Source organism: Sphingomonas colocasiae, assembly GCF_019880585.1.
Taxonomy (GTDB): domain Bacteria; phylum Pseudomonadota; class Alphaproteobacteria; order Sphingomonadales; family Sphingomonadaceae; genus Sphingobium_A; species Sphingobium_A colocasiae.
The window spans coordinates 661,989-674,053 of the sequence record NZ_JAINVV010000008.1 but is presented as its reverse complement, the minus strand read 5'-3'; the positions used below and the strand labels follow the sequence as shown (position 1 = coordinate 674,053).

Sequence of the window (12,065 nt, the reverse complement as noted above, 5' to 3'; positions counted from 1 at the left end):
CCATCGACTTCGCGGGTGACGGCGACGCTGTCGCCCGAAACCTCGACCTTCGACGCGAAGGTGCCCTGGCCCCAGCCGAGCAGGGCCGCCAGCATTTGGCCGGTCTGGTTGCTGTCGTCGTCGATCGCCTGCTTGCCCAGGATCACCAGGCCCGGCTGTTCCTCATCGGCCACCGCCTTGAGCAGCTTGGCGACACCCAGCGGCTCCACCTCACCCTCGGCGGTGATCAGGATCGCCCGGTCGGCGCCCATCGCCAGCGCGGTGCGCAGCGTTTCCTGCGCCTTGGCCTCGCCGATCGAGACCGCCACGATCTCGGTGACCGCGCCCTTTTCCTTCAGCCGGATCGCTTCCTCGACCGCGATCTCGTCGAACGGGTTCATCGACATCTTCACGTTCGCCAGGTCGACGCCCGTGCCGTCCGCCTTCACGCGGGGCTTCACATTATAGTCAAGCACGCGCTTGACCGGGACCAGAACCTTCATGCGTTCGCTTCCTTCCAGTCGCGTTTGATCTTTTTGGCGAGGCTCCATTTGTGGACCTCGGTCGGGCCGTCATAGATGCGGAAAGCCCGAATCTCGCAGAACACCTGCTCGACGATCGTATCCCCGCTGACGCCGGTGCCGCCCATCACCTGCACGCAGCGATCAGCGACGCGCATCAACGCCTCCGACACTGCGACCTTCGCCATGGAGCTTTCAGGAACGCCGAGATGCCCTGCATCGAGAATGTCCGCGCACCAGTCGATGATCAGTGCGCATTGACGCAGGTCGATCAGGTTTTCGGCGAGCTGGAAGCCCACGCCCTCATGGTCGATCAGCGGCTTGCCGAATGCCGTGCGGCGGCAGGCATAATCCACGGCGATCTCGTGCGCGCGGGTGCATGCGCCCAGCCAGCGCATGCAGTGCGAGAGGCGCGCCGGGGACAGGCGGATCTGCGCATATTTGAACCCCTCGCCCGAATGGCCGAGCATCTGGTCCGCTGGCACGCGCAGCCCGTCGATGGAGATAACGGCATGGCCGCCCGGCATCGAACTGTCGATCGTGTCCAGAACCCGCTCGATCCGGATCGCCGGATCGGGCAGATCGACCAGAAACATACAGGCACCGTCCTCGGACTTCGCCATCACGATGCCGACTTTCGCGCCTTGCGCACCGGTGATAAAGGTCTTGCGTCCGTCGATCACCCAATGATTGCCATCCTGCCGGCAAGTCGTCTTCATCATCGACGGGTCCGAACCCGCGCCGTCATCCTCCGCCGGTTCGGTCATGAAGAAGGCCGATCGCGCACTGCCGTCCACCAGTGGCTTGAGAAACCGTTCCTTCAGCGCCGCGCTGCCGACCTTGCCGATCAGATACATGTTGCCCTCGTCTGGCGAGGCGGTGTTGCACGCGATTGGGCCAAGCGGCGAGAGGCCTGATGCGCGCAGCACCGTGGCCGTCTCGCGCTGACTCAGGTGCGAACCATCGGGCAGGATATGCGGCGTCAGCACGCCGGCTCCGCGCGCAAAGCCGCGCAACTCCGCGACCAGCGAGTCGTCCGGTCCATGTCCGCTACAGCGCGGATCGCCTTCGTAAGGCGCGACGACATCGCGGACGAAGCGTTCGACCCTGGCAGCGATCGCCTCGGCCCGGCCGGGAATGGAGACGGCGGCGGTCACAGCGTGCGTGCGATCAGCAATTTCATGATCTCGTTCGTGCCGCCGTAGATGCGGGTCACGCGCGCGTCCTTGTAAGCCTGGGTAATCGGATATTCGTTCATGAAGCCGTAGCCGCCGAAGAACTGCAGGCACTCGTCGGTGATCTTGCCCAGCAGGTCGGAAATCCAATATTTCGCCATCGATGCAGTGGCGCTGTCGAGTTTGCCTTCCAGGTGCAGGCCGACGCAGTGATCGACGAATACGCGGCCTATGGTGGCCTCGGTCTTGAGTTCCGCCAGTCTGAACTGCGTGTTCTGGAAATCGATCACCGCCTTGCCGAAGGCGCGGCGCTCCTTGACGTAGTCCAGCGTAATCTTGAGCACGAACTCGATCGAGGCCATGCACTGGACTGCGAGCAGCAGCCGCTCCTGCGGCAGCTTTTCCATCAGTTGGAAAAAGCCCTGGCCTTCGATCGGGCCGAGCAGATTGGCGGTGGGAACGCGGACGTCGTTGAAGAACAGCTCCGACGTGTCGGACGAGTCCCGGCCCATCTTGTCCAAATTGCGGCCGCGCTCAAAACCCTCGGCGTCGCTGGTGTCGATCAGGATCAGCGAGACGCCCTTGGCCCCGGCGTCTGGATCGGTCTTGGTGACCAGCAGGATCAGATCGGCGTTCTGGCCGTTGGTGATGAACGTCTTCTGACCGTTGATCAGGTAGTGGTTGCCGTCGCGCTTTGCGGTGGTCCTCACCGCCTGAAGGTCGGATCCGGTGCCCGGCTCGGTCATGGCGATCGCGGAGATCGTCTCCCCACTCGCCATGCGCGGCAGCCAGTAGCGCTTCTGCTCCTCGGAGCCATAAGCCTCGATATACGGTGCCACGATCGCGTTGTGCAGTGTGACATCCCAGCCTTCGAAGCCGCGCCAGCCGATCTCATGCATCAACACCACTTCATGCCGGAAATCGCCGCCCATGCCGCCATATTCGGCCGGGGTGGAAAGCGCGAGCAGCCCCGCCTTGGCCGCCTTCTCCCAAAAAGCGCGCGGCACGATGCCTTGCTCCCGGAAGCCCGCGACCGTCTCGGGCGATGCGTGTTCGTCCAGAAACTTGCCGACGCTGTCTCCGAACAAATTGAATTCCTCGTCCGCCATATAAGTGGGGACGGGCACGTTCAGGACGGTCATTCTGGCATCTCCCCTTGCTCATCCCTTCGGACGAGTTAAAGCATTTGTTCCATAATCCAATGAGCCTTGATGCGGCAAGAGTTTTACAAGGATGGTAGGGGGCTGGCAGTAAATTTTCTCAAAAAACAACGTAAAAACAATGACATAAGTGATAAGTGCTTTTCAAATATCTACTACGTGTTGTTATCTTGTGGAAAACAAGATAGCGAATCGTTGTAGGATGTGAGGCCGAACGGGAAGGGCAATGGCGGAAAGCGACCAGATGTTCCGGGGGGACCTGATGCGGGGGCAGAAGGTTCTCGTCACCGGTGGCGGCTCGGGCCTTGGGCGGGTCATGGCGGAGGCGATCGCGGCGCTGGGCGGCGATGTCGTGATTGCCGGGCGGCGGCTGGGCATGCTCGAAGCGACAGCTGCGGAAATCATGGCCATGCACCCGGGCCGGGTCATGCCGGTTGCTTGCGATATTCGCGACGAAAGCGCGATCGAGGCGATGCTCGATCAGGCATGGGAGGGCGGAGCCCCGACGGGTCTGGTCAACAATGCCGCCGGCAATTTCGTCAGCCGAACCGAGGATCTGTCGTCCCGTGGTTTTGACGCCATCGCCAGCATCGTGTTTCGTGGCTCGTTCCTCGTGACTCTCGGTTGCGGCAAGCGCTGGCTGGCCGCGGGCGAGCGGGCGTCGGTCCTGTCTATCCTCACCACCTGGGTGTGGAACGGATCGCCCTTCGTGGTGCCGTCCGCTATGTCGAAGACCGGCCTCGCCGCGATGACGCAAAGCTTGGCGGTTGAATGGGGTGGCCGCGGTATCCGTTTCAACGCGATCGCGCCCGGCATCTTCCCCACGGAGGGGATGGCCGCGAGGCTGATGCCCGGTGAGGATATTAGCGGCGCGCGTCCCGAAAATCCGATGAACCGCGTCGGTCGCATGCCCGAACTCGCCAATCTCGCCGTGTATCTGCTGCATCCCGGCTCGACCTATGTGAACGGGCAGGTGATCGCGATCGATGGTGCTGAATATCAGGCCACCGGCGGGAATTTCTCCAGCATGCGCACCTGGACCGATGAACAGTGGCACGAGGCGCGGGAGTCGATCCGGCGCACCGATACTGCCGATCGGGCCTCGCGCACGGCCAAGTCATGATGAGGAGATGATATGAATCTGCAAGATACGGCGGCGATCGTCACCGGCGGTGCGTCAGGCCTTGGCGCGGCGACCGCGCGCCTGCTCGCGTCGAAGGGGGCGAGGGTCGCGCTGTTCGATCTCAATGAGGCGCTGGGTATGGCGTTCGCCAGTGAAATCGGCGGTGTGTTCGTCAAGGTGAACGTGGCCGATGAGGACGGCGTCGCCGCGGCGCTTGACGAAGCCGAAGCGGTAAATGGCAAGGCGCGCATCCTGGTCAATTGCGCAGGGATCGGCCCGCCCGCCAAGGCAGTCGACCGTCACGGCAACCCGCAGTCGCTGGCCGACTTCACCAGGATCGTTACCGTCAACCTGATCGGGAGTTTCAATGTGGCGTCGAAATTCGCGGCGCGCGCGATGGCACTCGATCCCGTCGGCGAGGAGCGCGGGGTGATCGTCAACACGGCGAGCGTCGCGGCGTTCGATGGCCAGATCGGTCAACCTGCCTATGGTGCGTCGAAGGCGGGGATCGTCGGTATGACGTTGCCGCTGGCCCGAGAATTCGCCCAGTCGGCAATCCGCGTCGTCACGATCGCGCCGGGCCTGTTTCTGACCCCGCTGCTCGCAAGCCTGCCGCAGGAAGCGCAGGATTCGCTGGGCGCGCAGGTGCCATTCCCCAGCCGGCTGGGGCATCCCGACGAATATGCCGCGATGGTCGATGCGATCATTGCCAACCCGATGCTGAACGGTGAGACGATCCGCCTCGACGGCGCGATCCGTATGACGCCGCGCTGAAAAGATAGAGACTGGAGAAAACACGTGGCAGAAGCTTATATCGTAGAAGCCGTCCGCACTGCCGGCGGTCGCCGCAACGGCAAGGCGGCCGGATGGCACCCCAATGATCTCGCGGCGCAGGTCTTGAACGCACTGGTCGATCGCACCGGCGTCGATCCGGCGGCGATCGATGACGTTGTGATGGGGTGCGTGACGCAGGGCGGCGAACAGTCGACCGCACTTGGCCGTAACGCCGTGCTGGCGTCGAAGTTGCCGCAATCGGTGCCGGCTGTCACGATCGATCGCCAGTGCGGATCCTCGCAACAGGCTATCCAGTTCGCGGCGCAGGCGGTGATGAGCGGCACGCAGGACATGGTGATCGCGAGCGGCGTGGAAAGTATGACGCGGGCGCCGATGTTCTCCACCATTGCGCTCTACGCCCAGGCGGGTCTCGGTAGTGGGCCGATCAGCCAGACGGTGAAGGATCGCTATGGCGTGAAGGAGTTCAGCCAGTTTCGCGGTGCACAAATGATCGCCGACAAATATGGTTTCTCGCGCGAGACGCTCGACCGTTATGCGCTCGAAAGCCACAGGCGTGCCGCCGCGGCCACCGAAGCCGGGGCGTTCGATGCCGAGATCGTACCATTGGAAGTCGAGACCTCTGAGGGGACACAGCTCCATGTCCGTGACGAGGGTATCCGTTACGACGCCACGCTGGAGGCCATCGGATCGGTCAAGACGCTGGAAGAAGGCGGTGTCATCACCGCCGCCAACGCCAGCCAGATTTGTGACGGCGCTTCGGGCGTACTGATCGTGAACGAGCGGGCGTTGAAGACGCATGGCCTGACCCCCTTGGCACGCATCCATAATCTGACCGTCACGGCCGGCGACCCGGTGATCATGCTGGAGGAGCCGATCCCGGCGACACGGCACGCGCTCGCACGGGCGGGTATGTCGATCGGCGATATCGATCTGTATGAGGTGAACGAGGCGTTCGCTCCGGTCCCGCTGGCGTGGCTGCGCGAGATCGGCGGCGATCCGGCGCGGCTGAATGTCAATGGCGGCGCGATCGCGCTTGGCCATCCGCTCGGCGCCAGCGGCACCAAGCTTATGGCGACACTGGTGCATGCGCTTCGCGCGCGCGGGCTGCGCTATGGTCTGCAGACCATGTGCGAAGGCGGCGGGATCGCCAACGTCACTATCGTCGAGCGACTGTAGGCATGAGCGCCGGCGTGTCAGGGCAGGAGGCGGGACGTCCGTCGGAAACGGGAATGGATGACGACGCCCTGTTCGCGCTCGGCACGATGACGAACAGCAGCCCGGCGATGTTCGAACGCCGCCGCCGCATCCTCCGCGAAGCACGGAGAATGATCGGCGAGGGGCGGATGGATGATTTCAACATCCGCGAACTGTGCCGTCGCGCCGAAGTGTCTTCGCGCACCGTCTACAACGCCTTTGGCGGCAAGGAGGCGGTGATCGCCCTGGCGATCAGGGATTATTTCGAAGCGTTCCATCAATCGATGACTTTCGTCTCGGACGAGGACAGCTTCGATGGCGCGCTGGAACGCGTCATGGCGGCGACCCTGCGCAACCTGCAGATTCCGAATTATCTCCGCGCGGTCACAGCACTCTACTTCTCGCCGACCCTCGATCCCCAGATCCGGCGCGTGCTGCTCGACATCGGCCGGCGGCAATGGTTTGCGTGGCTGCGCCAGGTGCGCTCGCGCCGCCAACTCGAACGCGGCATCGATCCCGAGCAGATGGCGGTTGACCTGTCGGACCTGCAATTCGCCAAGGTGCATCAATGGGGCTTGGGCGCGCTGGCGGAAGACCAACTGGTCGATGTGACCGCCTGCAGCGTCCTCACTCATGTCGCAGGGGCGACGCGGGGTGAGGCCCGGGCATCGGTGCGGGCAAAACTCCAGGCGATGAACCGCGGTACGCCGGCATGGCGTGATTTCATCACGGGGATCCGCCTGCGCATCGATCAGCACTGGATCCAGCCGACCGACACGTCGCGCACCAAATACCCGCGCTGACGCGCAGGGCATCAGACTCGAAAGGACGAGGATATGTCAGAAGGAGACACTGAGGCGCCCGAGGTGCTGTTGGAGATGCGTGGGCACGTCGCTCTGATCACGCTCAATCGTCCGGCACAGCGCAACGCCATCAACGGAGCGATCGCGAGCGCAATTGAAGGACTCGTCAGGCAGACAGAGGCGGACGATGCGGTCCGCGCGGTGGTCTTGGCCTCGTCGCACGATAAAGTGTTCTGCGCCGGTGCCGATCTGGCGGAAATCTCCCGCGGGAATGCGGCGGCACTGTCGACTGAAGCGGGCGGTTTCGGCGGGCTGGTGCGCGCGAAACGGATCAAGCCCTGGATCGCGGCGGTGGGCGGCGCGGCCTTTGCGGGCGGCTGCGAGCTCGTCTTGGCGTGCGACATGATCGTCGCGTCGGAAGCGGCGCGCTTCGCGCTGCCCGAGGTGAAGCGCGGATTGTTCGCGGCGGCGGCGGGGCCGTTGCGTCTCCAGCGCGTCCTGCCACGCAACATCGCGCTTGAACTGGTCGCCACAGGCGATCCGATCGGAGCCGATCGCGCCTATCAGCTTGGGATGGTCAATCGGCTGGTGCCACAGGATGCGCTGATCGATGCCGCGCTTGATCTGGCTGCGGCGATCGCGGTGAACGCGCCGCTGGCGGTACGCGAAAGCCTCGCGATCGCGCGCGACGTGCCCGATCTGGACGAGATCGCCTATTGGGAGCGGTCAAAGGCGGCGGAGGCGCTTGTCTTTTCCAGCGATGATGCGCGCGAAGGGCCGCTCGCTTTTCTCGAAAAGCGCGAACCTAACTGGATGGGGCGTTGAAGTCGTGGCAGACATGATGACCTATCCCGGCCTGATCGTCGAAGACGAAGGCGCGATCCGGATCGTGACGCTCGACCGCGCAGACTCGTTCAACGCGTTGGACGTGCCGCTGATCGAGGCGTTGACCCGCTGCTTCCAGAATCTGTGCGACCGGCAGGATATTCGCGTGGTGCTGCTCCGTGCGAACGGAAAGCATTTTTGCGCAGGGGTGAACCTCAAGGGGTGGAAAGACGAGATCGCGGAACCCTCGATCGTCGACTCGTTGCGCATGCAGCGGCGGATCGTGAACATTATCCGCCTTATGCGCGCCTGCCCCCAACCGGTGATCGTGCTGGGCCATGGTGCGGCTGCGGGGGGCGGCTTTTCGCTGATGCTGGGGTCGGATGTGCGGTTCGGCACGCCCGATCTGCGCATGAATGCCGCCTATATCAAGGTGGGTCTGGGCGGATGCGATATCGGCAGCAGCTATTTCCTGCCCCGGCTGGTGGGATCGTCGATCGCGTCGGAGCTGTTGCTGACCGGCCGTTTCCTGAATGCGGAACGCGCACTGCGGCTGGGGCTGCTCAGCGACGTGGTCGAGCCCGAGGCCCTGCTCGAGACCGGTCTGTCACTGGCGCGAGAGATGCTGGCAGTCGCGCCGCTTGCGCTCAGCCTGACCAAGGATGTGCTCAACGTGAATATCGATGCGCCGGGGTTCGAGGCGGCGGTCGCTCTTGAGGATCGCCAGCAGGTGATGCTCACGACCACCGCCGATCATGGAGAGGCGGTCAGCGCCTTTCTGGAGAAACGCTCGCCCAATTTCACCGCGTGCTGAACAAAGGCCGGACCATGGACAGCCAGGAACTCAACAGCGGTACCACAGCAGTGCGCGACGCGCATCGCTTCGACGAAGTACGGCTCGACGAATGGATGCGGGCCAATGTCGAGGGCTATGCCGGGCCGCTTACCGTCACTCAGTTCAAGGGCGGACAATCCAATCCAACCTACAAGCTGTCGACGCCGGGGCGCGATTACGTGATGCGCCGCAAGCCGCCGGGGAAGCTGGCGGCTGGTGCCCACGCGATCGAGCGCGAAGTGAAAGTGATCCGCGCGGTTGGTGCAACCGGCTTTCCGGCGGCGCATATCCATGGCCTATGCACCGAAAATAGTGTCATCGGTACTTGGTTCTACGTGATGGAATGCGTGCAAGGTCGCATCATCTGGGACACAGCTTTCCCCGATGTCCCGCGCGAGGAACGCCCAGCGTATTTCGATGCGATGAACGTGGCGATCGCGCAGCTTCATTCGCTCGACCCGGCTGCCGTCGGTCTCGCCGACTTCGGCAAGGCGGGCAATTATTTCGATCGGCAGATCTCTCGCTGGTCGCGCCAATACCAAGCCGACCATGGCGAGGCGGGGCGCGAGCCGATGCTGGAGCGCCTGATCGACTGGTTGCCGCGCAATATTCCGGCGGGGGACGAGACGCGGATCGTGCATGGCGATTTTCGCTGCGACAACATGGTATTCCATCCGACCGAGCCGAAGATTGTCGCGGTGCTGGATTGGGAACTATCGACTCTCGGCCATCCGCTGGCGGACTTCTGCTATCACCTGATGATGTTCCGCATGCCGCCAATGGTGATCGCGGGACTCGTGGGGACCGATCTCACGGCGGCGAACATTCCGTCCGAGGCGGAGTATGTCGCCGCCTATTGCCGCCGCACTGGGCGCGACGACATTCCGCCCGCCGATCTCCGTTTCTACATCGCCTTCAACATGTTCCGCCTCGCCGCGATCATCCACGGCATCAAGGCGCGCGCGGTGCGGGGAACGGCGTCCTCGGCCCATGCCGCCGAGATGGTGAAATCTCTCGAGCCGCTCGCCGCGCTCGCCTGGCAGCAGACGGAGGCCGTATGACCGCGTATCGCACGATCCGGATCGACCATGACGGTGCGGTCGCGACGATCACGCTCAATGATCCGGGCACGCTCAACGCGGCCTCGTTCGCGATGACGCTGGAGATCACGGCCGCGCTGGAGGCGGCCGTGCGCGATGGCGCGCGAGCGATCATCGTTACCGGCGCCGGTCGGGGCTTCTGCTCTGGCGCGAACCTGGGCGCCGATCTCGATCCGCACCAGCCCGGCTATGACGCCGGGGCCGCGCTGGACACGCATTATGCGCCATTGATGCGCACGATCCGTGACCTCGACGTTCCGCTGGTCACCGCTGTGAACGGTGCGGCAGCGGGGATCGGCTGCTCCATCGCGCTGGCCGGCGACATCGTGCTCGCGGCTGAGACCAGCTATTTTCTACAGGCTTTCAGGCGCATCGGTCTCGTTCCCGATGGCGGTTCAGCCTATCTGCTGGCGCACGCTGCGGGACGCACGCGCGCGATGGAAATGATGCTGCTGGGCGAGAAGCTTCCGGCGGCACGTGCGCTCGAATGGGGACTGGTCACCCGCGTCCTGCCCGCCGATGCACTGATGGAGGAGGCGTGGCGCATCGCGGCCGATCTGGCGAGCGGTCCGACCCTGGCGCTGCGCGGCATCCGTCAGCAATGCTGGCGCGCGACAGAAACAGGCTTCGACGAGATGCTGGCGATCGAGCGGCGGCAGCAGCGCGACGCCGGCCGGACGGCCGATCACCGCGAAGGCATCGCGGCGTTTCTCGGAAAGCGTCCCGCCGTCTTCACCGGCACGTGATGGCATACGCGTCACATCTCGATCAGCAGCTTGCCCACCGCCCGGCGCTCCATGATCTGCACCAAAGCGTCCGGCACGCCTTCCAGCGGGAAGCGCCCGCCGATCTGCGCCGTCAACGCGCCGCGCCGGTAGAGATCGAAGAGCGCCTCGGCATGGCTGGCGGCCGCGGCTGGATTGCGGCTCGCCCATTCGCCGAAGAACACGCCGATCGCCGATCCGCTCTTGAGCAGCAACAGGTTCAGCGGGATGCGCGGAATGTCGCCCGCTGCAAAGCCGATGACCAGATAGCGCCCCTGCCATCCCATCGCGCGCAGGGCTGGCTCGGCGAACCGGTCCCCCACGGGGTCGAAGACCACATTCGCCCCGAGGCCGCCGGTCAGCGCGCGGGTCTGATCCTTGATATCGTCATAGCCGATCAGATGATCCGCGCCAGCAGCGCTCGCCGCAGCGCGCTTTTCGGGCGAGGAAGCCGCGGCGATCACGGTGGCGCCCATCGCCTTGGCGATTTCGATCGCCGCGATGCCCACGCCGCCGGCCGCGCCCAGCACGAGCAATGTTTCTCCCGCCCGCAGCTTCGCCTGCTCCACCAGGCCCAGATACGCCGTGCCATAGGTGACGCTGAAGGTCGCGGCGAATTCGAACGGAATGTCGTCGGGCAGCTTGATCGCAGCGCTGGCCGCAGCGATCGCCTTTTCCGCAAAGCCGCCCACCTGCGTCACGGCGGCGACGCGATCGCCCACCGCGATGCTGGAGACATCCGGGCCGATCGCCTCGATCACTCCCGCCACCTCGCTACCGGCCACGAAGGGCAGGGGGCGCTTCACCTGATATCGGCCCTGGATGTTCAGCGCGTCCGGGAAATTGATGCTGGAGGCATGAACGCGGATCAGCACCTCGCCGTTTGTCGGGACCGGATCGGGCAGCATGCCGATCTCCAGCAGTTCGGGCCCGCCATAGTCCCGGCAAATCACAGCTCTCATCCCGCTTCTCTCTCCGGCTCCGAAAGGACAGACCATTGACCGAGCAAGTCGTTCTTGTCGAGCACCGCGGCACCGTCGCCATCGTCACGCTGAATCGACCGCATGCGATGAATGCGCTGTCGAGTGCGCTGCGCGCCGCTCTGGCGGAGGCGTTCCGCACATTGGATGCGGATCCGCAGGTCGCCGCGATCGTGCTGACGGGGGCAGGCGATCGGGCCTTTACCGCAGGCCTCGATCTCAAGGAGCTGGGCAGCACGCCCGGTGGGGTGTTCGACGCCGTGGGTGCCGATCCCACCGCAAATCCGGTCGCCGCTATCCTGGGCTGCAGGAAGCCGGTGATCGGCGCGATCAACGGTGTCGCGGTGACCGGTGGGTTCGAAGTGGCGCTCGCCTGCGACATCCTGATCTGCTCCGAGACCGCCCGCTTCGCCGATACCCATGCCAAGGTTCAGGTGATGCCTGGCTGGGGACTGTCGCAGCGGTTGCCGCGCATCATCGGCCCGGGGCGAGCGAAGGAGATGTCGTTTACCGCCCGCTTCGTCGATGCACGAACGGCAGCTGAGTGGGGGCTGGTCAACAGGGTGGTCCCGGCAGAGCGGCTGCTCGACGAGGCGGTCGCGATGGCGGAAACGATCGCGGGTAATTCAGCCGAGATGGTCGCTGCCTACAAGGCGCTGATCGACGAGGGCCTCGCCTTGCCATTCGGCGATGCGCTCGAGATGGAACGAAGCCGTTCCCAGGCCTTCAACGCCGTGATCGACGCCGGCGATATCGAGGCGCTCCGCGAAGCGGTTCAGGCAAGCAACCGCGCCTGAACACCCCTTTCCAG

13 protein-coding genes are annotated in these 12,065 nt (G+C 64.4%); 9 read left to right on the top strand and 4 right to left on the bottom strand.

All coding sequences use genetic code 11. The features are described 5' to 3' along the window. The 3 genes from K7G82_RS18775 to K7G82_RS18765 all read right to left on the bottom strand — a co-directional run. Nucleotides 1–482: electron transfer flavoprotein subunit beta/FixA family protein (locus tag K7G82_RS18775; protein WP_222990892.1), on the bottom strand; the 482-nt coding region annotated here is incomplete at its 3' end. Next, nucleotides 479–1,639, bottom strand: coding sequence for an acyl-CoA dehydrogenase family protein (locus K7G82_RS18770; protein WP_222991472.1), 1,161 nt, complete (start codon nt 1,637–1,639; stop codon nt 479–481). The genes K7G82_RS18770 and K7G82_RS18775, both read right to left, overlap by 4 nt. A gap of 14 nt (nt 1,640–1,653) precedes the next feature. Then, nucleotides 1,654–2,817, bottom strand: coding sequence for an acyl-CoA dehydrogenase family protein (locus K7G82_RS18765; RefSeq protein ID WP_222991424.1), 1,164 nt, complete (start codon nt 2,815–2,817; stop codon nt 1,654–1,656). Between the two features lie 244 nt (nt 2,818–3,061). On the opposite strand from K7G82_RS18765, the gene K7G82_RS18760 reads away from it, so the two are divergent. Genes K7G82_RS18760 through K7G82_RS18725 form a run of 8 tightly spaced genes read left to right on the top strand, consistent with a single transcriptional unit; the run spans nt 3,062 to nt 10,256 of the window. Continuing rightward, nucleotides 3,062–3,958 carry an SDR family oxidoreductase gene (locus tag K7G82_RS18760; protein WP_222991423.1) on the top strand — a complete coding sequence of 299 codons (897 nt, stop codon included), beginning with the start codon at nt 3,062–3,064 and terminating at the stop codon, nt 3,956–3,958. Nucleotides 3,959–3,970: 12 nt separating this feature from the next. Further along, entirely contained in the window at nt 3,971–4,732 is a 762-nt protein-coding gene (locus K7G82_RS18755; protein WP_222991422.1) for an SDR family NAD(P)-dependent oxidoreductase, read from the top strand. A gap of 24 nt (nt 4,733–4,756) precedes the next feature. Continuing rightward, complete coding sequence (locus tag K7G82_RS18750) at nt 4,757–5,929, top strand: acetyl-CoA C-acetyltransferase (RefSeq protein WP_222991421.1); 1,173 nt, start codon at nt 4,757–4,759, stop codon at nt 5,927–5,929. 53 nt (nt 5,930–5,982) lie between these two features. After that, nucleotides 5,983–6,750 carry a TetR/AcrR family transcriptional regulator gene (locus K7G82_RS18745; RefSeq protein WP_222991420.1) on the top strand — a complete coding sequence of 256 codons (768 nt, stop codon included), beginning with the start codon at nt 5,983–5,985 and terminating at the stop codon, nt 6,748–6,750. A 33-nt stretch (nt 6,751–6,783) separates the two neighbouring features. After that, a complete protein-coding gene (locus tag K7G82_RS18740; RefSeq protein ID WP_222991419.1) occupies nt 6,784–7,575 on the top strand; it encodes an enoyl-CoA hydratase-related protein in 792 nt (263 codons plus the stop codon). Between the two features lie 13 nt (nt 7,576–7,588). After that, nucleotides 7,589–8,389, top strand: a complete 801-nt coding sequence (locus tag K7G82_RS18735; protein ID WP_246623695.1) for an enoyl-CoA hydratase/isomerase family protein — start codon at nt 7,589–7,591, stop codon at nt 8,387–8,389. Nucleotides 8,390–8,403: 14 nt separating this feature from the next. Further along, nucleotides 8,404–9,471, top strand: a complete 1,068-nt coding sequence (locus tag K7G82_RS18730) for a phosphotransferase (protein WP_222991418.1) — start codon at nt 8,404–8,406, stop codon at nt 9,469–9,471. Beyond that, on the top strand, nt 9,468–10,256 hold the full coding sequence (locus K7G82_RS18725) for an enoyl-CoA hydratase-related protein (RefSeq protein ID WP_222991417.1): 789 nt from the start codon (nt 9,468–9,470) through the stop codon (nt 10,254–10,256). Before K7G82_RS18730 ends, K7G82_RS18725 begins: the two co-directional genes overlap by 4 nt. Before the next feature lie 11 nt (nt 10,257–10,267). On the opposite strand, the gene K7G82_RS18720 is transcribed toward K7G82_RS18725, so the two are convergent. Next, the gene (locus K7G82_RS18720) at nt 10,268–11,236 is read right to left on the bottom strand and encodes an NADPH:quinone oxidoreductase family protein (protein WP_222991416.1); all 969 of its coding nucleotides are present in this window, start codon (nt 11,234–11,236) and stop codon (nt 10,268–10,270) included. Nucleotides 11,237–11,271: 35 nt separating this feature from the next. Between K7G82_RS18720 and K7G82_RS18715 the strand changes: the two genes are divergently transcribed. Beyond that, nucleotides 11,272–12,051 carry an enoyl-CoA hydratase gene (locus K7G82_RS18715; protein ID WP_222991415.1) on the top strand — a complete coding sequence of 260 codons (780 nt, stop codon included), beginning with the start codon at nt 11,272–11,274 and terminating at the stop codon, nt 12,049–12,051. Nucleotides 12,052–12,065: the final 14 nt, after the last annotated feature.